The organism is Pedococcus sp. P2_A3, assembly GCF_056405035.1.
The window spans coordinates 23,542-50,143 of sequence record NZ_JBFUCW010000006.1; the positions used below are offsets into that span (position 1 = coordinate 23,542).

Here is a 26,602-nt window from a genome sequence, read left to right on the forward strand (position 1 = left end):
ACCCCTGTCTGTGGGTGGCCGTGGTCTTTCTGTCGGTGGTCGTGGTCCTTGCGGTGACCTCAGATGGCGAGCGCGGGGTGGATCTCGGCGGCGTCCGGCGCAGTCGTGGCCCGGGCGTACACCGTCTCCCCCACCTCGAGGCCGAGGGCGTCAGCCTCGGCGCGGGTCACCTGGGCGGCGAACCGCGTGCCGGAGTCGGCCCGCAGGTCGATCCGCACCTCGAAGCCCAGACGCACGACGCGTTCGACGACCGCCTCCACGACCCCGGGCGAGGCACCCACACGGGCATCCGCGGCGCGGGCGCGCTCCGGGTCACGGTCGAGGGCGATGTCGTGCGGGCGCACGAGGGCGCCGCCGAGGCGGGCCACCGAGCCGAGGAACGACATCACGAAGTCGTTGGCGGGGCGGTCGTAGAGGGTAACGGGGTCGCCCACCTGCTCGATCCGGCCCTTGTTGAGCACCGCGATCCGGTCGGCCACGTCGAGCGCCTCCTCCTGGTCGTGGGTGACCAGGACGGTGGTGACGTGGACCTCGTCGTGCAACCGTCGCAGCCACTGCCTCAGGTCGGCCCGCACCTTGGCGTCGAGGGCACCGAACGGCTCGTCGAGGAGCAGTACCTCGGGGTCGACCGCGAGCGCCCGGGCCAGGGCCATCCGCTGGCGCTGGCCGCCCGAGAGCTGGGCCGGGTAGCGGTGCTGGAACCCGTCGAGGCCCACGATCTCGAGCAGGTCGTCGACCTTGCGGGCGATCTCGGCCTTGGGGCGCTTGCGGATGGTGAGGCCGAACGCCACGTTGTCGCGCACCGTCATGTGCTTGAACGCCGCATAGTGCTGGAACACGAACCCGATGCCGCGCTTCTGCGGGGCGACGCCGGTCACGTCGCGGCCGCCGATGACGATGCGACCCCCGTCCAGCTGCTCGAGCCCGGCGATCGAGCGCAGGAGGGTGGACTTGCCCGACCCGCTGGGTCCGAGCAGGGCGGTGAGGGACCCGGCGGGGATGTCGAGGGTGACGTCGTCGAGCGCGGCGAAGTCGCCGTAGCTCCTGCGGGCTCCGATGACGCTGATCATGTCGTTCTCCTCTTGCGGTCCAAGGCGGTCATGCCAAGCAGGGTGAGCACGGCCAGCCCCATGAGGAGGGTGGCCGCGGCATACGCGCCGTAGGTGTTGTGGTCGTCGATGTAGCGCGAGTGGACGAGCAGCGTGAGCGTCTGGGACACCCCGGGGAAGCCGGAGCTCACCATGATCACCGCGCCGAACTCGCCGAGCGCGCGGGCGATGGTCAGCACGACGCCGTAGGTCAGGCCCCAGCGGATCGCGGGGAGGGTGATCCGCCAGAAGGTCTGCCAGGTGCTGGCCCCGAGGGTCGACGCGGCCTGCTCCTGCTCCGTGCCGATCTCGTGGAGGACGGGCTCGACCTCCCGCACGACGAACGGGAGGGTGACGAAGAGCGTCGCGATCACCATGCCCGGCAGGCCGAAGATGACCTTGATGCCGAGCCGCTCCAGACCTCCGAACCAGCCGTCGACCCCCCAGAGCAGGATGAGCGAGACACCGACGACGATGGGCGACACGGCGAACGGCAGGTCGACGACCGCCTGCACCAGTCCACGGCCACGGAACCTCCCACGCACCAGGGCCAGCGCGGTGCCCACGCCGAACACGACGTTCAGGGGCACGACGATCGCCACGATGAGCAGCGACAGGTTGAGCGCAGAGATCGCCGCCGGGGTGCGGACCGAGGCGAGGAACGCACCGACCCCTTCCCCGAACGTGCGCCACAGGATCAGCACGATCGGCACGCCGATCAGCAGCACGAGGTACCCGAGGGCGACGGTGCGCAGGCCGATGCGGGCGGTCGTGGAGGTCTTCACTGGGCCTCCTCCTCACGGCGCAGGCTGCGACCGGCGAGGAGCCGCAGGACGAACAGTGTGACGAACGCGATCGCCAGCAGGACTACCGAGACGGCGGCGGCGTTGAGTGGTCGGTCGATCTCGATCTGCTGCTGGATGTACTGCGAGGCGACCTGGGTCCGGCGCGGGATGTTGCCGCCGATGAGGACGACGGAGCCGTACTCGCCGATGGCCCGGGCGAAGGCGAGGCCGGTGCCGCTGATCACCGCCGGGGCGAGCGTCGGCAGCACCACCCGGCGGAACGTCGTCCAGTTCGAGGCCCCGAGCGACGCGGCCGCCTCCTCCACCTCGCGGTCGGCTTCGATGAGGACGGGCTGCACCGAGCGCACCACGAACGGGAGCGTGACGAAGGCCAGCGCGACCAGCAGACCCGGCTGGGTGGCGTTGAGGTGCACGTGGATCGGGCTGTTGGGTCCGTAGAGGGACAGCAGCACGATGCTGGCGACGATCGTGGGCAGCGCGAAGGGCAGGTCGATCAAGGCGTTGACGACACGCTTGCCCGGGAAGTCGTCGCGCACGAGCACCCAGGCGATGAGCGTGCCCATGACGGCGTTGACCAGGGCGACGGCTGCGGCCACGAGCACAGTGACCTTCAGCGAGGCGAGGGCGACGGGCGCAGTGGCAGCGTCCCAGAAACCGCCGACCCCGTGCCCGAGGGAGGTCACGGTGAGTGCGGCCAGCGGAAGCAGCACGAGGACGCTGAGCCAGAGGCCGACGAGGCCGACCCCGAGCGGACGGGCGACGCTCGTGTGACGCCGGGGAGCATCTGGGCTCTGGGCCTCGATGCCGTCACCAGCGGGTTGGCCGGGGCGCGCCGGCAGGGACGACGCCTCGGTGGTCGAGGTGTCGCCCCTGCGCGCGTGGTGGGTGGTCGTGGTCATCTCCTACGACGTGGCCTTGTCGTAGATGACCGCGATCGCGCCGGTCTCCTTCTTGAACAGCGTGCCGTCAACCTTCTTCCAGCCACCGAGGTCGTCGATCGTCCACAGCTTGGCCGGCTGCGGGAAGTCCGCCGCGAACTCCTTGGCCACGGTCGGGTCCACGGGGCGGAACCCGGCCTGGGCCCACAGCCTCTGGGCCTCGGGCGTGAACAGGTAGTCGTTGAACGCCTTGGCCGTCGCGAGGTTCTTGCTGTTCGAGAGGACCGCGGTGGGGTTCTCGATCTTGAAGGTCGTCGGCGGGGTGACGTGTTCGACCGGGTCGCCGCTGCGCTCGGCGAACAGCGCCTCGTTCTCGTAGCTCAGCAGCACGTCGCCGGTGCCCTGCAGGAAGGTCTCGGTCGCCTCGCGACCCGACTTCGGCTGCACCTTGACGTGCCCGGTGACGAGCTTCTCGATGTACGCGAGCCCCGCAGCCTGGTCCTTCCCGCCGTCGCTCTTCGCGGCATACGGGGCGAGCAGGTTCCACTTCGCGCTGCCGGAACTGAACGGGTTCGGGGTGACCACCTCGACGCCGGGCTTGAGCAGGTCGTCCCAGTCCTTGATGCCCTTGGGGTTGCCCTTGCGGACCACCATGGTGACGACCGAACCGAAGGGGATCCCCTTGAACTGGTTGGAGTTCCAGTCCTTGGCGACCAGTCCGGCGTCGACGAGGCGGGTGATGTCGGGCTCGACCGAGAAGTTCACGAAGTCGGCGCTGGCCCCGGCCGCGACCTTGCGCGACTGGTCACCGGAGGCGCCGTAGGACTGCTGGAACTGCACGCCCTTGCCGGCCGCGGTCCTGGTGAAGGCCGGGATGACCTTGTCGAAGCCGACCTTGGGCACGGCATACGCGTAGAGGTTGATGGTGCTGGTCCTGGCGGCGGCGTTCTCGGCGTCGGCGCCCACCGTGTCGCTCGCTCCGCCGCCCGCACAGGCCGTCATCACCAGGGCTCCGACGGTCGCGGCTGCGGCCAGTGCGAGGCGGGTGTGACGGCTCATCGAGGGCTCCTTCGTCGCCCGGAGGGCGGGGGTGGCGCGGGTGCGCATCTCCTATGTGACAACTAGGAGTTTGGATAGCATTTGGTTATCGGTCAAATAACGCCGCCTTATGTCTCAGATCGTGGAAGGGCCGCGCCGTATGCCGCCCCCTCCCCCTCCCCCTCCCCCGCCACCCGGGGGTCGGGGCCGTCAGAGGGTGACGCCGCGGAGCACGATGTGCTCGGGAGCGGCCAGTGCGCGGATCTCGCGCCGGGGGTCGGCGGCGTAGACCACGAGGTCGGCGTCAGCCCCCTCCTCCAGCCCGGGCCGCCCGAGCCAGGCCCGCGCTCCCCAGGTGGCTGCGTGCAGGGCCTCGTCGGTGGAGAGCCCGGCCCGGGTCAGCTCGAGCGCCTCCTCGGCCACCAGTCCGTGCCGCAGCGAGCCTCCGGCGTCGGTGCCGAGGTAGATCGGTATGCCGGCGTCCCGGGCTGCGCCGATGGTCGCGTAGCGGCGCTCGTGCAGCGCGAGGATCCGCCGGTGGTAGTCGGGGAACTTCTCCTTGGCCGGCTCGGCGAGGGCGGGGAAGGTCGCGATGTTGACCAGCGTCGGCACGATCGCGATCTGCTGCTCGGCGAACTGGGCGATGGTCTCGGCCTCCAGCCCGGTCGCGTGCTCGATGCAGTCGGTGCCCGCCGCGGCGAAGTCGTAGAGCGACGCCTCCCCGAAGCAGTGCGCGGTGACCCGGGCCCCCTCCTCGTGGGCCGCCGCGATGGCATCGGTGAGGACGTCGACCGGCCAGCACGGCGTGAGGTCGCCGGCGTCGCGGTCGATCCAGTCGCCCACCAGCTTGACCCAGCCGTCACCGGCGCGGGCCTCGAGCCGCACGCGCTCCACGAGCTGGTCGGGCTCGATCTCGTGGGCGAAGTTCCGGATGTACCGCCGGGTGCGGGCGATGTGCCGACCCGCCCGGATCACCTTGGGCAGGTCGTCGCGCTGGTCGATCCAGCGCGTGTCGGCGGGCGACCCGGCGTCACGGATCAGGAGGGTGCCTGCCTCACGGTCGGCCAGGGCCTGCGCCTCGGCGGTCGCGTCGTCGACCGCACCGTGGGCGTCCAGGCCGACGTGGCAGTGGGCGTCGACCAAGCCGGGCAGGACGTACCCACGCAGGCTCTCGACGTCGCTGCCGGGCGCCGTCGGGCGTTCGAAGGTCAGCCGACCCCCGATCACCCACGCCTCGGGTCGCACGTCCTCGGGTCCGACCAGGACCTCACCCTGCAGGTGCAGCACCGATGCCATGCGCCGACCCTAGAGGCGCCGACGCTAGGGAGCGACCCCCAGGGTGTAGCGGATGTCCTGCCACACCACCACGCTTCCGTTCTCGTCCCGCGCCGACTCGAGGTGTTCCCCGACCCTCGCCACGAGACCCGCGACCTCGTCGGCTGGCACGCGGGACCAGACCGCCCGCTGTCCCGTGGACCGCGAGAACCGCTCCCAGCCGTCGACGTCGCCGAACCGCACCTGGAGGCGGAAGCCGACGGTGCGCACGTCGACGGCACCAGCATCGGCCAGCATCTGCTCCATGCCCGCGTCGGACGAGAAGGGGCTGTCTGGACCGACCAGCCTCGGGTCGCGCATCATCGGCGGCACCCACGGCTCGAACTCCCGGTCCACCGCGTCCCAGACCGGGTCCTGGTCGCCGAACGTCGCGAGCCCGATCCGGCCCCCGGGCGCGAGGAGGTCGACCCAGCGCGCCAGCGCTGCCGCCGGGTCGGGGAGGAAGAACAGCACGAGGGACGCGGCCACGACGTCGGCGGCGCCGCGCGGCAGCGGCGGGTCCGACGCGTCACCCACCAGCAGGTCGACGTCGAAGCCTCGGGCGGACAGGAGCTGCCGCGCGTGGGCGATCATCCCGCTGCTGACGTCCAACCCCACGACCGCGCCCTCGGGCAGTACCCGCTCCGCGAGGCCGAGCGTCACGACGCCGCGTCCGCAGCCGAGGTCGACGCACGACTCACCGCTGCGTGGGTCGAGGGCGTCGACCAGGCCCGCGGCGATCGGGGCGAAGAAGTCGATGCCGGTCTGGTCGTAGTCGTCGGCCAGTGCGTCGAACAGCGCCGCCACCGCGCTCGGGGCGGCTCCCCCCTCGGCTCGAGTCATGCACAGAGTGTGGCGCGGCAGGCCCTGACCCGCTAGGCGGGACCGGTGTGCGCGAACCGGCGCAGCGCCTCGACGACGACCTGCGGTGCGTCGGTGTGCACCCAGTGCGTGGCGCCCTTGACGGTCAGCTGTCGCACCTTCGGGAACAACGCGCGCATGGCCGGGAGGTCCTCGTCGGTGATGTAGCTCGAGTCCGACCCGGCGACCCACAGCACCGGCCCCGAGAAAGGCTGGAGCGTGCCGGCCACCTCGGGCCACGCAGCGATCACCGAGCCCGTCCCCTTGGCCGCATCCGCGGCGAACAGCTCCAGGTTGGCCTGCCAGCGCCACGAGTCACCGTCGCGCCGCAGGTTCTGGAGCAGGAAGGCCTTGACCCCGGCGTTGAGCTCCTCGAACCGCGCCTCGGCATCGGCGCGGTTGGTCAGCTCGCCGAGCGGGAGCCGCTGCATCTCCTCGATGTAGCCGCTGAACCGCTCCAGGCTGCCGTAGCTCTTGGGCGCGATGTCGACGACGACCAGCCGCGACACCAGCTCCGGGTGCTGCAGCGCGAGGAGCATGGCGGTCTTCCCGCCCAGGGAGTGGCCGACCACGACCCATGGGGTCTCCGGGTCGATGGCCCGCAACGTGTCGGCGACGGCCGCGGCATACCCCTCGAAGGAGAACTCCTGCGACCACGGCGACCGCCCGTGGTCCGGCAGGTCCACGAGCGTGCTGCGCGCACCGGTGCCGTCGGGGCCCGCGAGCGCCTTGGCGATCTGCGACCAGTTGCGGCCCTGCCCGAAGAGCCCGTGCAGGAACGCGATCCGCGGACCTGCCGTGCCGATCGAGAGGGTGTGCAGCGGGGCTGCCGGGCTCACCTGCCGAGGAACTTCTCGAAGCCCGCGGGCAGCTGGTTGGGGTCGAGGTCGGCCGGTATGCCGCCGTTTCCGGCGCCGCCTCCAGCCCCACCGAACGCCGAGCCGCCGCCACCTGCCTTGGCCGCCGATGCCTTCTCGGCCGCGGCCCGCTCCTCGGCGGCGCGCTTGGCCGGGTTGCCGGACTTCGACTTCTTGCGCTGCGGCTGCTGCTGGCGCCCCTTCTTGCCACCACCCATGCCGGGCAGGCCGGGCATCCCCGGGAGGCCGCCGCCCCGGGCGAGCTGCTTCATCATCTTCTGCGCCTCGGTGAACCGCTCGAGCAACGCGTTCACCTCGGACACCTCGACGCCCGAGCCCTTCGCGATGCGCAGCCGGCGGGAGCCGTTGATCTGCTTGGAGTGCGTGCGCTCGAACGGCGTCATCGAGCGCACCATGGCCTCGATGCGGTCGAACTCGCGCGGGTCGAGGTTGTCCAGCTGGGCCTTCATCTGGCCCATGCCCGGCATCATGCCGAGCATCGCCTTCATCCCGCCCATCTTCTTGAGGGCCGACATCTGCTGCAGGAAGTCGTCGAAGGTGAAGTCCTCCTCGGCGAGGAACTTGCGGTGCATCTCCTGCGCCTGGCTGGCGTCGAAAGCCTTCTCCGCCTGCTCGATGAGCGTGAGCACGTCACCCATGTCGAGGATCCGCGAGGCCATGCGGTCGGGGTGGAAGACCTCGAAGTCCTTCACGCCCTCACCGGTGCTCGCGAACATGATCGGGCGACCCGTCACCGAGGCGACCGAGAGCGCAGCACCACCGCGGGCGTCGCCGTCGAGCTTGGAGAGCACGACTCCGGTGAAGTCGACCCCCTCCTGGAACGCGAGGGCCGTGTCGACGGCGGCCTGGCCGATCATCGCGTCGATGACGAACAGGACCTCGTCGGGCGAGATCGCGGCGCGGATGTCAGCAGCCTGCTGCATGAGGTTCGCGTCGACCGCGAGGCGGCCGGCGGTGTCGACGATGACGACGTCGTGCTGGGCCCTGCGAGCCTGCTCGATGCCGGCGCGCGAGACGGAGACCGGGTCGCCGAACGAGCGGGTCCCCTCCCCCGTCGGGCCCACGGCGTCGTGCCCGCCGACGTTGCCGCGCTCGGGCGCGAACACCGGCACACCGGCCCGCTCACCGACGACCTCGAGCTGGGTCACGGCGTTGGGGCGCTGGAGGTCCGCAGCCACGAGGATCGGGGTGTGGCCCTGCTCCTTCAGCCACCTGGCCAGCTTGCCTGCGAGCGTGGTCTTACCGGCACCCTGCAGACCCGCGAGCATGATCACGGTGGGCGGGTTCTTCGCGAACTGGATCGTGCGGGTCGAGCCGCCGAGGATGCCGACGAGCTCCTCGTTGACGATCTTCACGACCTGCTGGGCCGGGTTCAGCGCGGCGGACACCTCGGCCCCGAGGGCGCGCTCGCGCACCGCCGAGGTGAACTTCTTGACGACCGGCAGCGAGACGTCGGCGTCGAKCAGCGCGAGCCGGATGTCACGGACCGTCGCGTTGACGTCGGACTCGGACAGCCGCCCCTTGCCCCGGAGGTTCTTGAAGGTGGCTGTCAGGCGGTCGGAGAGTGAGGTGAACACGGGCCCAAGGTTAATCGACCAGAGGTCGTGTGCCTGACGCGGCGCCATGGCGCGGCCTCGCGCCCACGGCTCGGTGGTCAGCTGGGCGTTGCGCCGTCACAGGTGTCGATCACCATGGCCACCGTCTGCGCGACCTTGGCCGGCGACAGGAGGCGACCACCGAACTCGGTGAGGTAGAAGGTGTCCAAGGTCTGCCCGGCATACGTGGCGATGTGCGCGGAGCGCACGGAGAGTCCAGCCTTGGCGAACCCGATGCCGAGCTCGTGCAGCAACCCGGGGCGGTCCTGCGCGCGCACCTCGATCACCGTGGCCTCCTCGGAGGCGTGCGGCACCACGAGGGCACGCGCCTGTCCCGGCGAACCCGTGCCCGACTCGCCGCTCGGCCGGGCGGCGAACTGGCGGCGGCGCTCGAGCAGCCCCAACGGCGCTCGGTCGCCCTGCGCGAGACGCTCGAGGCCGCGGACGATCCGCTCCTCGTGCGGCGGCTCGCCGCTCGGGCTCTCGACGTGCCACTCGTTGGCCGCCACCCCGTCGATGGTGCGCAGGATCGCGGTGCGCACGACCAGCCCGTATGCCGCGAGCAGCCCTGCGGTGTCGGCAAAGAGTCCCAGCCGGTCACGGTCGAAGACGTCGATGCGGTAGGACCCGCCCTGCGGCCTGATCACGACCCGGGGATCGCCTGCGGCCACGGCGCGCAGGTCGTCCTCGTCGACGGTCGCGGTCTCGGCCGGCGGTGGCACGGCGCCTTCCTCCCAGCCCTTGCGGGCGGCTTCGGCGAGCTGGCTCAGGAGAGTCGCCCGCCAGTCGGTCCACGCCGCCGGTCCGGCGGCGCTCGCGTCGGCCTCGGTCAGCGCGACGAGCAGGTCGAAGACCTCGCGCGAGCCACCCACCGCGGCGCGCGCGGCGGTCACGGTGCCGGCGTCCTGGTGGTCGCGTCGGGTGGCGAGGTCGATGAGGGTGAGGTGCTCGCGCACGAGGGTGGTGACGACGTCGACGTCCGCCGCGGGGTAGCCCAAGCGGGTCGCGATCGCCTTCGCCAGTGGGGCGCCGGTGGCGGAGTGGTCGTGGGCCCCGCGGATCTTGCCGATGTCGTGGAGCAACGCGGCAAGGAGGAGCAGGTCGGCCCGAGTGACGCTGCGCACCAGGCCGCCGGCGAGGACCACGGTCTCGATGAGGTGTCGGTCGACGGTGTGCCGGTGGACGGCACTGCGCTGTGGGCGCGACCGGACGGCCGCCCACTCCGGCAGCCAGCGGTCGATGATGCCGGCCTGGTCCAGCCCCTCCCAGACCCCGATGAGGCCGGGACCGGTGGCCAACAGGTCCGCGAACAGGTCGCGCGCGATCTCCGGCCACGGCTCCTCGAGCGACGGCGCCTGCCCGGCGAGGTTGGCCAGCGTGGTCGGGGCGATCGGCAGGTTGGCCCGCGCCGCGACCACCGCGGCGCGCAGGGGCAGCAGGGGGTCGGTGGAGAGCGTGCTGCGCGGCCCGAGGACGACCTCGCCGTCGTGCTCGTACATCCCGAAGCCCAGGGGGTTCAGCTGCGGACGGCGCGGGCCGACCCGCAGGGTGCGGGCGCGCTGCGACTGGCCGGCGCGACGGACCGTGCCGTCGAGCGCGTAGGCGATGGTGCGGCCGGCGTCGGCCACGGAGGTCATCAGCTCGTCGGAGTCGGTGTGCCCGAGCAGGGCTGCGACGGCGTCGTGGTCCTCGCGGGTGAGGCGGTCGCGTCCGCGCCCGGTGACGACGTGGACGGCGTCGCGCACGTCGAGCAGCGTCAGGTGCGCCTCGTCGACGCCGACGTGCGGACGGTCGGTGAGCCACGCTGCCACGAGGGCGCCGAGCACCGTCATGTCGCGCAGGCCCCCGTGGGCCTCCTTGAGGTCGGGCTCGAGGCTCTGGGCCAGCTCGCCGTGGCGGGCATGCCTCGCCTTGAGGCTCTCGACCAGCTGGGGCAGCCGACGGCGGGCGTTCGCGCGCCAGTCGTGCGAGACGGTCGAGCGCGCAGCCGCCACCACCTCGGGGTCGCCGGCGACACACTGCAGGTCGAGCAGCCCCACCGCCGCCGCCAGGTCACCGGAGGCGACGGTGCGGCACTGGTTGACGGTCCGGACGGCGTGGTCGAGCTTCACCCCGGCGTCCCAGACGGGGTACCAGACGCGGTCGGCGAGCCCCCTCAGGTCGTCGCCACTCAGCGAGCGCCCGTAGTGCAGCAGGACGAGGTCCACGTCACTGAGCGGGCCGGCGTCGCCGCGGGCGAGGCTGCCGACGGACGCCAGGGCGATGCCGTCGGTGGGCTTGCCGTCCAGGGCCTGGGTCCACACCTGGCCGAGCCAGTCGCGGGTCAGGCTGGCGATGGCGTCGCGCCGGGCCTGGCCGGCTCCGGGGGCCTCGAAGCCCCGCGCCCCCGCCAGGTCCAGGCGACGGGCCGCCAGGTCGCTCTGCTCGATCGTCACGTGCACCACCGTGCCCTCTCGACGTTTCCGAAGGTGAGCCTTCGTGTTACGCCCGTGTTAGACGTCTGCGTTCATGTGCTGGGATTCGCACCGGTTCACGTGCGGCAGCCTGTGCCTGCCGCCGATGTCGTGTCGACTTGCGGCCACTGGTGACGCACCCCACCCCGGATTCTCGCTCGTGGTGCGGCACACGTGGCCAGAGCTCGGGGGTGGTGGCGCTGGGACGCGACGGTGCCCGGGACCGCGCGCGCAGTCCCGGGCACCGACGGTGCGGCTGGTCGGTCAGAGAGCGTCGACTCCACGCTCTCCGGTGCGCACCCGGACCACGTCGTCGACGGGAACGGTCCAGATCTTCCCGTCTCCGATCCGGCCGGTCTGGGCTGCCTTGAGGATGACGTCGGCCACGGAGGTGGCGTCGATGTCGTCGACGAGCACCTCGACCCGCACCTTCGGCACGAAGTCGACGGTGTACTCGGCGCCGCGGTAGACCTCGCTGTGGCCGCGCTGCCGGCCGTAGCCGGACGCCTCGCTGACGGTCATGCCCGAGATTCCGTAGGCCTCCAGGGCCTCCTTCACCTCGTCGAGCTGGTGGGGCTTGATGATGGCGGTGACGAGCTTCATGCCGATGCTCCCTCGTGGGTCTTGGCAGGCTTGCCGGATGACGTGGTCGAGATTGCAGCAGCGGAGCCGAAGCGTCCACCGGTGAGACCGCTGAGGTCGTAGGCGCTCTCAGCGTGCTCGGAGAGGTCGACGCCCTGCGACTCCTGCGTCTCGTCGACACGGAAGCCCATGGTCTTGTGGATGGCCAGGCCGATCAGGTAGGTCATCACGAAGGAGAACACCAGCACCACGAAGGCACCGAGGGCCTGGGCCCCGAGCTGCGAGAGCCCGCCGCCGTAGAACAGGCCTTCGTTGACGTCCAGACCGGCAGCACCGGTGGGGCTGCCCTTGGTGGCCAGCAGACCGATCAGCAGGGTGCCGATCAGACCGCCGACGAGGTGGACACCCACGACGTCGAGGCTGTCGTCGAAGCCGAACCGGAACTTCAGGCCCACGGCGAGGGCACAGCCGGCACCGGCGACCAGGCCGACGATCAGGGCACCGATCGGCGAGACGGTGGCACAGGCCGGGGTGATGGCGACCAGGCCGGCGACGACGCCGGAGGCGGCGCCGAGCGACGTGGGGTGGCCGTCACGGAACTTCTCCACGACCAGCCAGCCGAGCATGGCCGTGCAGGTGGCCGCCAGGGTGTTGACCCAGACGCCCGCAGCCTGCGTGCCGGCACCGAGGGCCGAGCCGGCGTTGAAGCCGAACCAGCCGAACCACAGGATGCCCGCGCCGATCATGACCAGTGTCAGGTTGTGGGGACGCATGGGCTCCTTGGCGAACCCGATGCGCTTGCCGAGCACGATGGCCAGGGCGAGGCCGGCCGCACCCGCGTTGATGTGGATCGCGGTTCCACCCGCGAAGTCGTAGGCGCCGGCGCCGCCGAACAGCAGCCCGTCCGCCTTGTTGGCGATCCAGCCACCGGTCTCAGCGGCGTACCCGCTGAAGGCGAAGACCCAGTGGGCGGCAGGGAAGTAGACGAGGGTGGCCCACACGACGGTGAAGACCGTCCAGGCGGTGAACTTGGCGCGGTCCGCGATCGCACCGGAGACGAGCGCCACGGCGATGATCGCGAAGACGACCTGGAACGCCACGAACGCCGGAGCCGGGATGCCACCTGCGGCTGCCGTGCCGGTGGCCGCGTCGGCAGCGACGTAGCCGTAGATCTGGTCGAGAGTTCCCTTCAGTCCGAAGTGCGTGAAGGGGTTGCCCACGATGCCGCCGCCCACGTCCGGGCCGAACGTCTCGCTGTAACCCCAGAGGACCCACACAGTGCCGACCGTGCCCATGGTGATGAAGCTCATCATCATCATGTTCAGCACGCTCTTGGTGCGGACCATCCCTCCGTAGAAGAGGGCGAGGCCCGGTGTCATGAACAGCACCAGGGCCGCCGCAGCAAGGACCCAGGCGGTGTTCCCGCTGTCGGTGAACGGCACGTCGGCCGCCACGAAAGTTATAGCGCTCATGCGGAGAACCATGCCGGGGGCGGATTTCGCGCAGGGCCGCGACGTGTTACGGGCGTGTTAGCGGATCCTCACGCCGGTAAGCATCAGGTAACCGGATGTTCAACGTCTCACATCGTGGGAGTCGCTGCTCGTGCGAGGTACCGCTGGCCGAGCGATGTGAGCTCGTCGTCCTCGACGAGCTCACCGAGCCGCACGAGCGCACGCGCCGGGGAGGCCGGCGACCGCAGCGCCTCCCACTGCTCGCTCTCCACGAGGATGTCGCACAGGAGGATCTGCAGGTCTGGGGCGACCGGCCGTCCCGTGCGCTCCGACGCCTCGATGGCCTCCCCCAGCAGGGTCGCAGCCGCCTCGACGTCGCCGCCCTGCCACAGCACGATGGCCTCCACCTCGGCCAGCGCCACGCGGAGCTCGACGGTCACGTGCGCGTCGACGAGTCGTCGCGCACGGTCCAGGACGTCGGGTGCGCGGGGGTCTGCCGCCGCGGCGAAGGCCCGGGCGGCCAGCACGGCCGCCTCGGCTGCCCAGCCGCCGTCGCCCGCCTGCTCGTAGAGGTGCGAGGCGCGCAGCACCAGCACCGGCCCCTCGTCCGGCGGAGCGACCTGCGCCAGCCCCATGAGACCGCCGGCGGCGTGGCCCGGCGCACCCAGCGCCTGCAGCTGCTCGACGTAACCGCGCCCGGCGGCGAGCGCGTCGGGGTCGCCGAGCAGCACCTCCACGGGCACCAGCGCGACGTGGCAGCGGAGCACCTCGACCTCGGCGTCGGCGAGCACGGCCGCGCCCAGGGCGTCGGACAGCACCTGGGCCGCAGCGGGGTGTCCGGCGCCGAAGAGGATCTGGCCGAGGCGCCGGTCGAGCACCGCCTGCATGGTCAGCTCGGCGGGCTCGGTCACGGGCAGCAGCTCGGCGCGGGCCTGCGCCCATCCGTGCACGAGGTGGTCCATCCGGATCGGGTCGTGCGCGTCGGCCGCCTGCATGAGGGCGTCGTGGAACCCCGCGATGTCCGTGGGCAGCGGCGCGCTCGCCTCGGCGAGCACGGCGGCGGGCAGGTGGGCTTCGTCCGGCTGCACGGCTGCGACCCTAGCGCGACGTCCACCGGGGTATGCCGCGTGGCGGCCTCGCGTCAGAAGGCCGAGATCGAGCGGGGAGCGCGCTGGGGGCGGCTGAGGCCCCGGACCACGGCCGCCTGTCCGTGTCGCCGCACGGCCACCCCGGTCAGCAGGCCGAGCACCGGCTCCATCACGTCGTGGGGGTAGGTCGGGGTGTCGACCCCGACGCTGGCGGCGAGGTCGTCGCCGTGCACCACCATCTCCATCATCCGGGTCGTGAGGAAGTCCTCGGTGGACAGCGACCACCCCTGCCACGGGATGAAGATCGTGTCGGGCTCGCGAGGGGCGCCCAGCAGAGCCGGCAGGTCGGCCGCCCACTCGTGCCCCAGCTCGAGCACCACGTCGGGGCCGACCTGCGCCGCCTCGTTGTCGCCCTCGCGGATCGACACGTTGACGTCGTCGTCGGGGGCGGCCTCGACCCACGCGGCTCGCGCGTAGTGCTCCTGGAGCGCGATCACCGGCGCATCGTGGGGAGCGGCGTCGGGCAGCGCTCGCAGACCCGTCACCGTGTTGCCCGCCTGCTTGAGCAGGTGGTGGGCGAGCCCGCCCACGGTCACCCCGTCGCAGGCGCTCTCGCGGCCCCAGGCCTCGCGCACCTCGGGCCGGCCTGCGAGCCCGAGGGACAGGTCGACGGCGGCGAGAAAGGCGGCGGCGTGCTCGGATCGGCTCACGCGACGAACCCTAACCGGCAGCACCGACGGCGTCGCGGCTCGAACGGTCCGCACCCGGCGCGGCCGGTGGGCCGTCCGGATCGGTCGGGGCCGAGGGTGCTGGAGGTGACCCGCCGCGGACGCGAGCGAACCGGTCGCGCAGCCCCGCGGCATACCGCTCCAGCGGGAGGAAGGCCAGCATCATCACGAGGTGCGGCCAGAAGGCGATGGTGATGGCGCCGTAGGTCATGGCGTGGAAGACGAACCAGCCGCCGACCGCCCGGCGCCGCCACTTCTCCGACAGGACGAAGATGACCGGCGAGGTGAGCTCGGCCCCCATCAGCACCCACTGGAACCAGTGCAACGTCCACGGCACGTCGAGCAGCCACTGCGCCATCGGCGTGCCGCGGCGCACGACCGCGCGGACCATCGTCGCCGAGTTGACCCAGTCCCAACCCCCGAAGCGCACCTTGGCCCAGGCGGACAGGAAGTAGGTGGCCACCGCAGCGAGCTGCACGGCACGCAGGGCGAAGCCGGCGGCCTCGCTGCGTCGCTGGTCGGACAGGTGTGCCAAGCCCATCGTCGGCAGCAGGGCGAGGGCCACCACGAAGTCGGCGCGGTCGTGGTCGACCTTGCCGTAGGAGAAGGCGACGTACTGGTACCAGACCCACCCGACCGCCACGGCCCAGCCAAGCACCCGTGGGGCGCGTCCCGTCATGGCGGCCAGGGAAGCGAGGACGCAGCCCCACTTCAGCAGCTGGACCAACAGCACGGTGGCCGCGGGGAGGTGCAGCACCCTGCCCATGACCAGCGGCTCGTACCAGACCGGGTCGGCGTAGCCGTGGTACCAACCGGACGTGTGCAGGAGCACGACGTCGATGATGACGAAGGCGAAGACGAGGATGCGCAGCGCGGCCACCCGCGACAGCGGCATGGGCGCGAAGAGCCAGCCGGAGCACCGCCGCACCAGCCCGGCGCCGAGGCCGCTGACGGCCGGTGCGGTGCTCACGGCGCCTCCCACTGGGCGAGCACCTCGGTGCGCACCTCACCGGTGGGCTTGCGGTCGACGACCACGATGAGCCGGCGGACGACGCGCAGGGCGGTCCACTCCGCCGAGGTCGGTCGCAGCACGGAGTGGCTCCGCGCCAGGGTGCCCAGCCGCGACGGGTCGGCCTCGATCTGCGGGATGCGCCCCTCGACCTCGGCCCGGTTCAGTCCGACGTTCTCGGGTGTCAGGGGGGCGCGCACCCACTTCCCCGGGGCGTCGGCCGTCTGCACCTCGATACCGGTGGACCAGACCGACCCCGTGGCCGCCTGCGAGGTCGAGAACATCCGCCAGGGGCTGAACGGCCACCAGTGGTCGTCGCCCACCAGGGAGCCAGCGCAGAACAGCACCGTGAGCGCGAGCACCACGGCTGCCCGCCACGTCTTGGCGAGGCGACCAAGACGATTGACCCGCTCTGCGCTCTCCACCTCCGTTTCCACCCGCACAGGCTAGGCCCTCCGGCCGCCAGCGGCGGTCGGACCGCACGCGCCGGCGGCCCACACCGGGCGCCAGGTCGCTGGTGACGCGCGTCCTCGCACTGGTGACGTGCGCCGCGCGCGTCTGACCTAGGCGATCGCCGCGGCGAACAGGTCGCGCCGCTGGGCGAACCAGGCGACGTCGAGGCGTGGCCGGTCGGCATGTCCCTCTGCGACCATGCGCACGAACGCGGGATCTCCTTGCGCCGCAAGGTCTTCCAGGGTCTGGGAATGGTCCAGCATGCAGCGGAGCACCGCGTCCGGCACCTGCGCACGCAGGTCGGCATCCGCGGCATACCCGTCGAGGACAGCCGCGAACTTGTGCAGCCGCTCCGACAGCGACACCCCGCCCATCTCGCGGCGCACGGCAGCCTCGTCGTGCCAGAGCGGCGTCCACGACCACAGCACGTAGGCGAGGTCCTCGACCGGCCGCCCGGGCGAGGCGAAGTCGAAGTCGATGACCGCGAACGAGCCGTCGGGGCGCAGGACCGTGTTGTAGGTGCCCACGTCGTGGTGCACCACCACCTCACCCGCCGCGAGGGGTCGACCGGGCACCACCCGCCAGGGCAGGACAGGGTCCGGCTCGAAGCCCGCCTGGGCGTCGTGGAAGGCGCGCAGCCACGCCCCGATGGCGAGGCAGGCCTCGACCGTGCGGAACGCCGGGGCGAGCACGTCGGGTCCCAGCGTGCCCGCGACGCCCTCGAGGTATGTCGCGACCTCGCGTCCCTGCGCATCCGTGCCGAGGGCGCGGGGCGCGGCGTCGAAGCCGACCGACTCCAGGTGGTCGAGCAGGGCGTGCACGGCCCGGGTCCAGTGCCCACTCTGTCGGCGCACGGTGTCGCCGACGCGCACGACGACCCCGGTGTTGCCCCCACTCAAGGGCACCTCGGCGCTGGGTCGCTCAGACTGACCGCTCATCGCCGGTGCCGACCGACGAGGCGCACGACCAGGAAGGCCAGCAGCACGAGACCCGCACTGGCGCCCAGTYCGGCGAACAGCTCCCCGCGGTTGACGACGGGGGCCGCGGCATCACCACCGGTGCGGGACCCCGATGTCGTGGCCACCGCAGGCGCGCTGGAGAGCCGGGTGGTCGCCGGGGTCGAGCCCGCGGGCAACCCTGGGGCGGGCGAGGTGGTCGACCCCGCCGTCGCGCCCGGCAGGGTGGGTAGCGGAACCTGTTGGACGCGGGAGCCCTTGCCCTCGCTGCCGATGAGCAGGGCGGTCCTTCCCGGCGCCAGCGCGACGGTCTCCCCTTGGGGTTGGAGGGGGAGCAGGGTCGAGACCGGGTCGGTCCAGCTCCGGGCGTCGAGAAGGTGCAGCGAGGTGTAGGTGCGGACCGCGAGCGCGGAGCCGTCGGGCAGGAAGACCGCGTCGGTCACCGTGGAAGGTGCCGCGCCCACACGGGTCAGCCGGTTGACGCCCTCGCGGCTCGGTGACGTCGGGAGGGCGTAGACGCTGCCCGGCTGGCCCTTGGTCACGACGAGCACCCGGCCTGTCCTCGGGTCGACCGCAAGCGCCTCGGCGTCGTGCGGTCCGTCGGGGTAGGCCAGCTCCCACGAGGCGCCGCGGGGTCCGGAGGTCTTCCCCAGCCCGGGCTCGTCGAACCAGAAGATCCGCACCACGTCACGGGAGGCGCGGTTGTCACCGATGTCAGCCACGAGCATCCGGCCCTGTGAGGTGATCGCGAGCGCCTCGACGTCACGGACCTCCGCGCCGAAGGTGTGCACGCCGACCGTCGCCCCGGTGCGGGTGTCGACGGCAAAGACCCGCGCCGAGTCACCGGAGTCGTTGACGGTCCAGACCGTGTGGGGGTGGCGCACGCTGAGGGCGAGACCTGAGGACTCGCTGATGCGCGCATCCTCGAACCGGAAGTCGACCGGGGCCTCTGCCGCCACGGCAACGACACCCGGCCCACCCACTGCCGCCGCGGCGAGCAGCGCGGTGGCGAGCGCGCGGAGCTCAGGCAAGAAGGGCGTCGACGAAGGCCTCGGGGTCGAACGGCGCGAGGTCGTCCGGTCCCTCGCCCAGTCCCACGAGCTTCACCGGCACGCCGAGCTTGCGCTGCACGGAGACGACGATCCCGCCCTTGGCCGTGCCGTCGAGCTTGGTGAGCACGATGCCGGTGACGTCCACGACCTCGGCGAACACCTCGGCCTGGCGCAGGCCGTTCTGGCCGGTGGTCGCGTCGAGCACGAGCAGCACCTCGTCGATCGGGCTCTGCTTCTCGATGACGCGCTTGACCTTGCGCAGCTCGTCCATGAGGCCGACCTTGTTGTGCAGCCGCCCGGCGGTGTCGATGAGCACGACGTCGGCCTCGAGCTCGGCCCCCGCCTTCACGGCGTCGAAGGCGACGGCCGCCGGGTCTGCACCGTCCCGGTCGGAGCGCACGGTGGGGACCCCCACGCGGGCTCCCCAGGTCTCGAGCTGGTCGGCCGCTGCGGCCCGGAAGGTGTCGGCGGCGCCGAGCACGACGTCCTTGTCCTCGGCGACCAGCACGCGGGCCAGCTTGCCGACCGTAGTGGTCTTGCCCGTGCCGTTGACGCCGACGACCATGACCACGGCGGGCCTGCCGTCGACGCGCGAGCTGACCACGGTGCGGTCCATCGTGGGGTCGACGAGCCGCAGGAGGTCCTCGCGCAGCCAGCCGCGCACCGTCGCCTCGTCGGTGGTGCCCTCGATCTTGACCCGCGACCGCAGCGACTCGACCAGCTCGGTGCTGGCCTCGACGCCCAGGTCGGACGCGATGAGGGTGTCCTCGACCTCCTCCCAGGCCTCCTCGTCGAGGCGGCCACGCGAGAGCAGGGCAAGCAGGCCCTGGCCGAGGGCGGTGTTGGAGCGCGCCAGCCGCGCGCGCAGTCGCTGGAGGCGGCCGGCGGGCGCGTCAGGACGGTCGAGGGTCGGGGTGGGCGTGGGCGACGGAAGGTCCTCGTCGGCCGGGACGGGGAGGGTGTCGACCGAACCGGCGTCCTCGATGGACCGCTTGGGAGCGTCGCGGGGCGGTTCGGCGTCGTCGCCCACCCCGGGCAGCACGTCCCGGTCACGGGTCGGCGTCGTCGGTGCCGGTGCGGACTTCGTCCGGCCCCCACGACCTCGCACGAGGCCGAGCAGCACCCCTCCGAGGATGACGAGGAGCCCGACGGCGACGGCAATCCATTCCCACAGCTGATCGATCACGCGCGCCATCCTCCCCCATCACGGCCCCCGGACACGATTCGAGGTGGGCGCGCCCGCGACCCGGGCACGCCCACCTCGACCATCAGGTTCCCGCTACTGCGGCGCCGGGATGCTCCAGATGCCGCGTCCGTGCGTGGCGGCGTACAGGTTGCCGTCAGGTGCGGACTCGAGGTCCATCACGACCGTGAGCGGAAGACCGGTGCCGAGCACCTGCCAGGTCGTCGCACCCTTGGCGCGGTAGAAGGTGGTCAGGTCGGTGCCGAGGACCACCCCTCCGTTGGCCAGCTGCTTGACGGAGCTCGCGGGCACGTCCGGCAGGTTGCCGCTCGTGTCCGTCCAGTTGGCTCCGCCGTCGGTCGTCTCGTAGAGGTGTCCGACTCCGGCACCCGGGCCCTCGGTGAACCTGCGCGAGAAGCCGTTGATCGCGGCATACGCGTGCTGAGTGTTGGTCGGGTCGATGGTCAGGCCCTGGACGAACCGGTTCGGGAAGCTCGACGCCAGCGTCAGCTGGTGCCACTGCCCGCCCGCGTTGGTCGCGATGCCCCGGGTGAACCCGGCGTTGTTGCATGGTCCACACCACGACACGTAGGCGATGCCGTCCTGCATCGAGACGGCCGTGGCCGAGTGTCCCGCACCGAGGTCGAAGGCCTTCTTGACCGCCGAGGCGTCACGCGCGGCCCAGACGTTCGGGACGGTGTAGACGTACTGCCCGCCGAGGATGGCCGTGTCCGGGTTGCCAGCGTCGAGGGCGACGGGGGCGATGAACCGCGGGTTGGGGTCACCCGGGTCGATCGACCACGTCGTGGCCGTGCCCTGGTTGATCGTCGAGTTGGGGTTCGTCGCACAGTTGTTGGTGACCTCGACGGCCAGGTAGACGTACTCCTGCAGCTGGTTGCAGCCCTGACGCGGGTCGGCCGCGCCGTCGCCACCGTCTCCGCCGAAGTTCGAGCCCATCTCGGTGTCACCGTTGGTGCCGTTCGAAGCCACCTTGCGGAGGTTCGAGACCCCGTTGTCCTGGAGCCCGCCAGAGACGACCATGCCGCCCTGCGTGTCCCGGCCGACGGAGGCCGAGTAGTACTGCAGCGCGTCGAGCGTGCCGTCGGTCGAGGTTGACTCGAGGTCGGTGGCGTTGCCGTTGGCGTTGACGCTGCCGTTGACCGGGCGGCGGTAGACACCGCCGTCGTTGCCGAAGAACACGACCGGCACGCCGTCGCGGGTGCCTACTGCGACCGAGTGCTGGTCGGGGTGCCCCGCGAGAGGGCACTTGTTGGCGGAGTCGTCGTAGCTCCAGCAGGGGAAGCCGAAGTTCCAGTACGGCGACACGGCCGACCAGTGGCTGCCGGCGTCCTTGGTCTCGAAGACCTCCTCCAGCCCGGCCCACACGTGGTCGTGGTTCGCCGGGTCGACGGTGAGGAACTGGTTGTACCAGGCCTGCACGCCCACGCCGTAGCCCTTGCGGTCGAGCGCCGAGCCGCTGTTGTGCAGCTGCGCGGCGTCAGCGATCTTGTTCCACGGCCCGGTGGGTGACCCGGTCTTGGAGACGAMGATGCCGGCCAGCGAGGACGAGCCGGCGATCTTGCTCGGCTGCTGCACGAGGGCATAGAGCCGGTCACCGGTCTTGCTGAACGCGAACGTCGTGTAGCCCACGTCGGAGGTGTTCGTGATGCCGCCGAGGGTCACCGAGAGCTTGTGCCAGCCCGAGGGTCCGGTGGTGAAGTCATTGGTCTCGTAGAACCCGTTGTAGGTGTCACCGGAGCGCCAGCCGATGGCCGCCACGACGTGCTTGGGGTTCTTCGGGTCCACCGCGATGTCGTTGACGATGTTCTTGTATGCCGCGTTGGTGGGTCCGGAGGCGGTGTCGCCTCCCCAGTTCGACCCGGGCTGGACGAGCACGTTGCCCGCGTCGTCCTTGATCTCCGGCATCCACGAGGGGTTGGGGGCGAAGCCGAAGGTCCAGGCACCGGCCTTGGTCCCGGCGGCGTGGTACCAGATGCCGCGGTTGGTCGCGGCGAAGACGGTCGAGCCGCCGAACCGGATCCGGCCGATCGTGGTGGACTCGAGCTCCTTGCCACCGACCCGGTCGGTCGGGGCGAACGAGGAGGTGGTCGGGGTGCCGAGCCGGTAGACCCCGGCGCCCACGAACGAGGTGGCACCCGTGTTCGACTCCCCGGTCGCGAACCACAGCGAGCCGTCGCCGGCGAGCTGGAGGTCGCCGCCGCTGAGCGATGGCAGGGTGTCGGCGATCGAGGTCCACGCGCCGCCGCCCTGGGAGGAACGCCACACGCCGCCGTCGGCCCCCGCGGCATACACGTGGTCGGCATTGTCGGCTGCCAGGCCGGTCACCCGGCCGGTCACGTGGCCGGCACCGCCGGAGGAGTTCGAGTAGTAGTCGCGGTAGCGCGGGTCGTCGGCGTTGTAGGGGACGCGGGTGACCTCTTTCCAGGTGCCGGGCGAGTGGCTCAGCCCCTGGATCTGGGTGAAGGCGTTGCCGTACGCGCCGGGTGCGACGATGCCGGGAGCAGTACGTGCCTGCGCGAACTGCTCCGCGATCGTCACGGCTTCCTTGGACTCGTTCTGGGCCTCGGTCGGGTTGCCCCCAGCGATCATCAGGGCCTTCTCCATGACGGCGGCGTTGTAGTGCCGATCCCGCCACTGGTACTTCAGCCAGGCTTCGTTGAGCTCGTGTCGGCCGACGAACCCGCCGGCAGCGCCGACGACCAGGGCCAGTCCGCAGCCACCGGCGATGATGCGGCGCGTGCGGGACGTGAGTGATGCCATCCGCGTTACTCCCTCATGAAAAGGGCCCCCGGTTCGGGGCCAGAGGGCCCCGGTTCGGGGCTGTCGCTCAGCATGGTCGTCGGCGCAGGGCCGACCCATGACAAATGTCATGGGTCGGCTGTTAACACGTTCACTGACCTGCGGAGACACCACGACGAGAGCCGCGCCCCGTCGTCGGGGAGCGGCTCACGTGGGAGGGCGGCGTGGGGGGCGGCGCGCGGCGCGGCGGCGCCGACAGGTGGGCGTCAGCTGGCGCGGTGCTTGCCGATCTCGTCGGCGGACGCGCCCGGGGTGATGGTGTCGGCGACCTTGTCCTTGGCGGTGACGATCGCCTCGCTGGTGGTCTCGAGCGTCGAGGCGGTCTTCTCCTTGACGACGGCCACGAGCTCCTCGCCCTGCGGCGACAGCAGCTCTCGACCCTCGCGTCGCGCCGGGATGGCGACCACCGCGACGACGGCCACCGCCAGTGCGACGCAGATGAGCATGCCGATGATGAGGGGGACCATGCTTCAAGGGTGCCCTGCCTGCCCCTGAATGCTCAAATCGACGCGCGCCCCCGCGCTGCCCTCTGGCGGCGCTACGCGCTCTGGGCGGCCACGTCCCGGATGCGCTGCGACACCACAGTGGTCACACCATCACCACGCATGGACACGCCGTACAGGGCGTCGGCGACCTCCATGGTGCGCTTCTGGTGGGTGATGACGATGAGCTGGCTGGAGTCGCGCAGCTCCTCGAAGAGGGTGATCAGGCGCCCGAGGTTGGCGTCGTCGAGCGCCGCCTCCACCTCGTCCATGATGTAGAAGGGGCTGGGCCGAGCCTTGAAGATCGAGACCAGGAGGGCCACCGCCACGAGCGACCGCTCGCCGCCGGAGAGCAGCGACAGGCGCTTGATCTTCTTGCCGGGCGGCCGGGCCTCGACCTCGATGCCCGTGGTGAGCATGTTGCCCGGGTCGGTCAGGGTGAGGCGCCCCTCGCCCCCGGGGAAGAGCCGGCCGAAGACCTGCTCGAACTGGGCAGCCGTGTCGTGGAAGGCCTCGGTGAACACGCGCTCGACCCGCTCGTCGACCTCGCGGACGATGTCGAGCAGGTCACGCTTCGACTTCTTGAGGTCCTCGAGCTGCTCGGTGAGGAACTTGTGGCGCTCCTCGAGCGCGGCGAACTCCTCCAGTGCGAGCGGGTTCACGCGGCCCAGGGCGCCCAGGGCACGCTCGGCCTTGCGGAGCCGCTTCTCCTGGACGTCGCGCACGAACGGCGCCGGCTCGGGCAGGGCGTCGGGGTCGTCGTCCGGTCCGGCCACGAACGGGACGAGCTGGTGCGGGCCGAACTCCTCCATCAGGGCCTCGGGGTCGATGCCCAGCTCCTCGACGGCCTTGGCCTGCATGGCCTCGATCCGCAGCCGCTGCTGGGTGCGGGCGACCTCGTCACGGTGGACGGTGTCGGTGAGCTCGCGCAGGTCGTCCTGCAGGACGGAGACCTCCCGGCGCACCTGGGTCAGCGCCTGGTCGCGCTCCGTGCGCTCCTGGTCCGCCCTGGCGCGCTGACGTGATGCGGTGTCGAGCGCGTCGGCGATCAGCGTCGACGCGTAGGCAGCCCCACGGCGCACGGCCTCGGCGACCGTGGCCTCACGCTTGCGGCGTTCCTGACGCGCGGCGAGCCGCTGACGGGCGGCGAGCTCGTTGCGGGCCGCTCCCTCGAGGGAGTCGGCACGACCCTTCAGGGCGCGGCCGCGCTCCTCCTTGGTGCGCAGCGTCAGGCGCAGCTCGGTCTCCGCGGTGCGACCGCGGCTCGCCTCGAGCTCCAGCCGGTCGCGCTCGTCGGTGCTCGGGTCCTGCGACTCGGTCGGCTCCGCACTGGCCTCCTCGAGGCGCTCGGTGAGCTCGGCCAGCTCAACCCGGTCGCTCTCGAGGGCTGCCGTGGCGTCGGCGATGGTGCGCTCAGTGCGCTCGGCCTCGGCCTTGGCCGAGCGGACGGTGGCTCCGAGGTGGCCGAGGCGCTCGGCCACGGCCGCCATCTTGGCGTCGGAGTCGTGCAGCCGCTCGAGGGCGGCCTCCACGTCCTCGTTCGCGGCGCGGTGGCGCTCCTGGGCTGCGGTGAGCGCGAACCGGGCCTGCTCGCCGCGACGCGTCGCGTCCGCCACGCGGTCGCGGGTCTCGTCGACCGCCGACTGGATCTCGATGAGGCTGGGGGCGCTGCTGCTGCCACCACGGACGAAGCCGGGCGCGAACACGTCGCCGTCGGTCGTGACGGCGGTGATCCCCTCGCCGCGGGACACCAGGGCAGCCGCCAGGGCCGGGTCGGCGACGAGCGCGACCCGGTCGAGCAGCTGCTCGACGGCCGGTCGCACGGTGGCGGGGGCCTCGACGACCTCGCGGGCCCAGACCGCCGACCCCTCGAGCGCCGGCCACGTGGACGGGTCGCTGGACCTGGCGGTCTGCCCGACGAGGAACGCGGCGCGTCCGGCATCGTCTGCGCGCAAGGTGGACAGTGCGGCGGCGGCGTGGTCGACGGACTCGACGGCAAGGGCGTCGCCGGCCCAGCCGAGGGCCGCGGCGATGGCGGCCTCGTGGCCGCCCTTGACCTGGAGCAGCGACGCGACCGAGCCGACGATCCCGTGGCGGGAGTCGGCGGCGGCCAGCAGGGTGGCGGCGCCGTCCTTGCGGGACAGGCTCAGCTCCAGGGCTTCGAGCCGGGCGGTGCCGCTGGTGCGGTCGCGCTCGGCGAGGCGCTCGGCCTCGCGGTGCTGCTCGACCTCGGCCTCGACCTGCTCGAGGACGGCGGCGGCCTTCTCGTAGGCGGAGTCGAGTCCCTCCTCCCCCTCCTCGTCGACGGCCACGGAGGCCTCGAGGGTGCGGAACTCCTGCTCGGCCGCGGCGGCCCGCTGGAGCGACTGCTCGATGACCCCGCGCAGACGGCCGATCTCGGCCTCCCCCGCCTCGAGGCGGCTGCGGCGGGCACCCACCTGCCCGGCGAGCTTGGCCAGCCCTTCCCGACGGTCAGCAGCCGCCCGGGCGAGGCGCTGGAGGCGCTGCTGCTCCGCGGCATACGCCTGCTCGGCGGCCTCGCGAGCCGCGACGGCGAGCGCGAGCTCGGCCTTGGCCTCGGCGACCTCGGCGAGCAGGGCCTCCTCCTGCTTGCGGGCCTCGGCGGCCTGCGCACGCAGCTCCTCGGGGTCGCGGCCGGAGGTCTGCTCGTCGTTGGTGTCCTGGCTGAGGAGCCGCACCCGCTCGGCGGCGAGGGACTCGGTGGAGGTCAGCTTGTCGCGCAGCTGCTGGAGGCTGAACCAGCGCTCCTGCGCCCGGGCCAGCTCGGGCGCGGCGTCCTGGGCCTGCTGCTCGAGGGTGGCGAGCCGGCTGCGCAACGTGGCCAGCCCCTCCTCGACCTCGGTGCGCTTGGCGACCAGGGCGGTCTCGTCGGCGACCTCCTGCTCGAGGGTCGAGGTCAGCTGGACGAGGTCGTCGGCGAGGAGGCGGAGGCGGGCGTCGCGGGCGTCGGCCTGGATGACGGCGGCCTTGCGAGCCGCCTCGGCCTGGCGCCCGAGCGGGCCGAGCTGACGGCGGATCTCGCCGGTGAGGTCGTTGACCCGGGTGAGGTTCGCCTCCATCGACTCGAGCTTGCGCAGCGCCTTCTCCTTGCGCTTGCGGTGCTTGAGGACCCCCGCCGCTTCCTCGATGAAGCCGCGACGCTCCTCGGGGGTGGCCCGCAGCACGGCGTCGAGCTGACCCTGGCCCACGATGACGTGCATCTCGCGCCCGATGCCGGAGTCGGACAACAGCTCCTGGACGTCGAGCAGCCGGCAGGACGTGCCGTTGATGGCGTACTCGGAGCCGCCGTTGCGGAACATGGTCCGCGCGATGGTGACCTCGGTGTAGTCGATCGGGAGCGCGCCGTCGGTGTTGTCGATGGTGAGCGCGACCTCGGCGCGGCCCAGCGGTGCCCGACCGGACGTGCCGGCGAAGATGACGTCCTCCATCTTGCCGCCGCGCAGGCTCTTGGCGCCCTGCTCCCCCATCACCCACGCGAGCGCGTCGACGACGTTGGACTTGCCCGAGCCGTTGGGCCCGACGATGCAGGTGATGCCCGGCTCGAGACGCATCGTGGTCGCCGAGGCGAAGGACTTGAAGCCCTTCAGGGTGAGGCTCTTGACGTACACGAGCGGGTCGGCTCCTGGTGAGATGCGGGGGCTGTCCGGCGGGCTGGCTGCCGGGGCTGTCTGTGCGTGGGCCACCCTACCCGCGGTCCGTGCGTGCCCCCGGCACCTTCCGTCGCCCTGCGTTGCCTGTGCTTCGTGTGACAGAAGTGGCGCCAGAGGTATGCCGCGAGCGCCCCTCCCGCACTTGTTGCGCGCAGGTCGTCACCGGACCCCCGATCCGGCGGGCCGGTGACCACCGGGACGCAACAAGTCCCGGGC

The 26,602-nt window shown here is 71.9% G+C and carries 21 protein-coding genes; all 21 read right to left on the reverse strand.

What is annotated here, in order from left to right; genetic code table 11:
- Positions 1 to 59: 59 nt before the first annotated feature.
- Positions 60 to 1,070: a sulfate/molybdate ABC transporter ATP-binding protein gene (locus AC1DX8_RS06405; RefSeq protein ID WP_477629086.1), complete on the reverse strand. Its 1,011-nt coding sequence runs from the start codon at positions 1,068 to 1,070 to the stop codon at positions 60 to 62.
- On the reverse strand, positions 1,067 to 1,873 hold the full coding sequence (gene cysW, locus AC1DX8_RS06410; protein ID WP_477629087.1) for a sulfate ABC transporter permease subunit CysW: 807 nt from the start codon (positions 1,871 to 1,873) through the stop codon (positions 1,067 to 1,069). The genes AC1DX8_RS06405 and cysW overlap by 4 nt, the downstream gene beginning before the upstream one ends.
- On the reverse strand, positions 1,870 to 2,793 hold the full coding sequence (gene cysT / locus AC1DX8_RS06415) for a sulfate ABC transporter permease subunit CysT (RefSeq protein WP_477629088.1): 924 nt from the start codon (positions 2,791 to 2,793) through the stop codon (positions 1,870 to 1,872). Before cysT ends, cysW begins: the two co-directional genes overlap by 4 nt.
- Positions 2,794 to 2,796: 3 nt before the next feature.
- On the reverse strand, positions 2,797 to 3,831 hold the full coding sequence (locus tag AC1DX8_RS06420) for a sulfate ABC transporter substrate-binding protein (protein WP_477629089.1): 1,035 nt from the start codon (positions 3,829 to 3,831) through the stop codon (positions 2,797 to 2,799).
- 189 nt (positions 3,832 to 4,020) lie between these two features.
- Positions 4,021 to 5,106 carry an amidohydrolase family protein gene (locus AC1DX8_RS06425; RefSeq protein WP_477629090.1) on the reverse strand — a complete coding sequence of 362 codons (1,086 nt, stop codon included), beginning with the start codon at positions 5,104 to 5,106 and terminating at the stop codon, positions 4,021 to 4,023.
- Between the two features lie 24 nt (positions 5,107 to 5,130).
- Positions 5,131 to 5,967 (reverse strand): class I SAM-dependent methyltransferase, encoded by an 837-nt coding sequence (locus AC1DX8_RS06430; RefSeq protein WP_477629091.1) that lies wholly within the window; start codon positions 5,965 to 5,967, stop codon positions 5,131 to 5,133.
- A 32-nt stretch (positions 5,968 to 5,999) separates the two neighbouring features.
- Complete coding sequence (locus tag AC1DX8_RS06435; protein WP_477629092.1) at positions 6,000 to 6,824, reverse strand: alpha/beta fold hydrolase; 825 nt, start codon at positions 6,822 to 6,824, stop codon at positions 6,000 to 6,002.
- Positions 6,821 to 8,440 (reverse strand): signal recognition particle protein, encoded by a 1,620-nt coding sequence (ffh, locus tag AC1DX8_RS06440; protein ID WP_477629093.1) that lies wholly within the window; start codon positions 8,438 to 8,440, stop codon positions 6,821 to 6,823. Before ffh ends, AC1DX8_RS06435 begins: the two co-directional genes overlap by 4 nt.
- A 77-nt stretch (positions 8,441 to 8,517) precedes the next feature.
- Positions 8,518 to 10,893, reverse strand: a complete 2,376-nt coding sequence (locus AC1DX8_RS06445; RefSeq protein ID WP_477629094.1) for a [protein-PII] uridylyltransferase — start codon at positions 10,891 to 10,893, stop codon at positions 8,518 to 8,520.
- Between the two features lie 282 nt (positions 10,894 to 11,175).
- Entirely contained in the window at positions 11,176 to 11,514 is a 339-nt protein-coding gene (locus AC1DX8_RS06450; RefSeq protein WP_477629095.1) for a P-II family nitrogen regulator, read from the reverse strand.
- Positions 11,511 to 12,965: an ammonium transporter gene (locus AC1DX8_RS06455; protein WP_477629096.1), complete on the reverse strand. Its 1,455-nt coding sequence runs from the start codon at positions 12,963 to 12,965 to the stop codon at positions 11,511 to 11,513. The genes AC1DX8_RS06450 and AC1DX8_RS06455 overlap by 4 nt, the downstream gene beginning before the upstream one ends.
- 107 nt (positions 12,966 to 13,072) lie before the next feature.
- Positions 13,073 to 14,032: a hypothetical protein gene (locus AC1DX8_RS06460; RefSeq protein ID WP_477629097.1), complete on the reverse strand. Its 960-nt coding sequence runs from the start codon at positions 14,030 to 14,032 to the stop codon at positions 13,073 to 13,075.
- A 53-nt stretch (positions 14,033 to 14,085) separates the two neighbouring features.
- On the reverse strand, positions 14,086 to 14,742 hold the full coding sequence (locus tag AC1DX8_RS06465; RefSeq protein WP_477629098.1) for a maleylpyruvate isomerase N-terminal domain-containing protein: 657 nt from the start codon (positions 14,740 to 14,742) through the stop codon (positions 14,086 to 14,088).
- A 10-nt stretch (positions 14,743 to 14,752) separates the two neighbouring features.
- On the reverse strand, positions 14,753 to 15,730 hold the full coding sequence (locus AC1DX8_RS06470) for a hypothetical protein (protein WP_477629099.1): 978 nt from the start codon (positions 15,728 to 15,730) through the stop codon (positions 14,753 to 14,755).
- A complete protein-coding gene (locus AC1DX8_RS06475; RefSeq protein ID WP_477629100.1) occupies positions 15,727 to 16,206 on the reverse strand; it encodes a hypothetical protein in 480 nt (159 codons plus the stop codon). Before AC1DX8_RS06475 ends, AC1DX8_RS06470 begins: the two co-directional genes overlap by 4 nt.
- Before the next feature lie 126 nt (positions 16,207 to 16,332).
- Positions 16,333 to 17,160: a phosphotransferase gene (locus tag AC1DX8_RS06480; protein ID WP_477629101.1), complete on the reverse strand. Its 828-nt coding sequence runs from the start codon at positions 17,158 to 17,160 to the stop codon at positions 16,333 to 16,335.
- The gene (locus AC1DX8_RS06485) at positions 17,157 to 18,209 is read right to left on the reverse strand and encodes a hypothetical protein (RefSeq protein WP_477629102.1); all 1,053 of its coding nucleotides are present in this window, start codon (positions 18,207 to 18,209) and stop codon (positions 17,157 to 17,159) included. The genes AC1DX8_RS06480 and AC1DX8_RS06485 overlap by 4 nt, the downstream gene beginning before the upstream one ends.
- Positions 18,202 to 19,425 (reverse strand): signal recognition particle-docking protein FtsY, encoded by a 1,224-nt coding sequence (gene ftsY, locus AC1DX8_RS06490; RefSeq protein ID WP_477629103.1) that lies wholly within the window; start codon positions 19,423 to 19,425, stop codon positions 18,202 to 18,204. Before ftsY ends, AC1DX8_RS06485 begins: the two co-directional genes overlap by 8 nt.
- Positions 19,426 to 19,509: 84 nt before the next feature.
- Positions 19,510 to 22,194: a hypothetical protein gene (locus AC1DX8_RS06495; protein WP_477629104.1), complete on the reverse strand. Its 2,685-nt coding sequence runs from the start codon at positions 22,192 to 22,194 to the stop codon at positions 19,510 to 19,512.
- Between the two features lie 245 nt (positions 22,195 to 22,439).
- On the reverse strand, positions 22,440 to 22,700 hold the full coding sequence (locus tag AC1DX8_RS06500) for a hypothetical protein (RefSeq protein ID WP_477629105.1): 261 nt from the start codon (positions 22,698 to 22,700) through the stop codon (positions 22,440 to 22,442).
- A gap of 71 nt (positions 22,701 to 22,771) precedes the next feature.
- Positions 22,772 to 26,344: a chromosome segregation protein SMC gene (smc, locus tag AC1DX8_RS06505; protein ID WP_477629106.1), complete on the reverse strand. Its 3,573-nt coding sequence runs from the start codon at positions 26,342 to 26,344 to the stop codon at positions 22,772 to 22,774.
- Between the last annotated feature and the right edge of the window lie 258 nt (positions 26,345 to 26,602).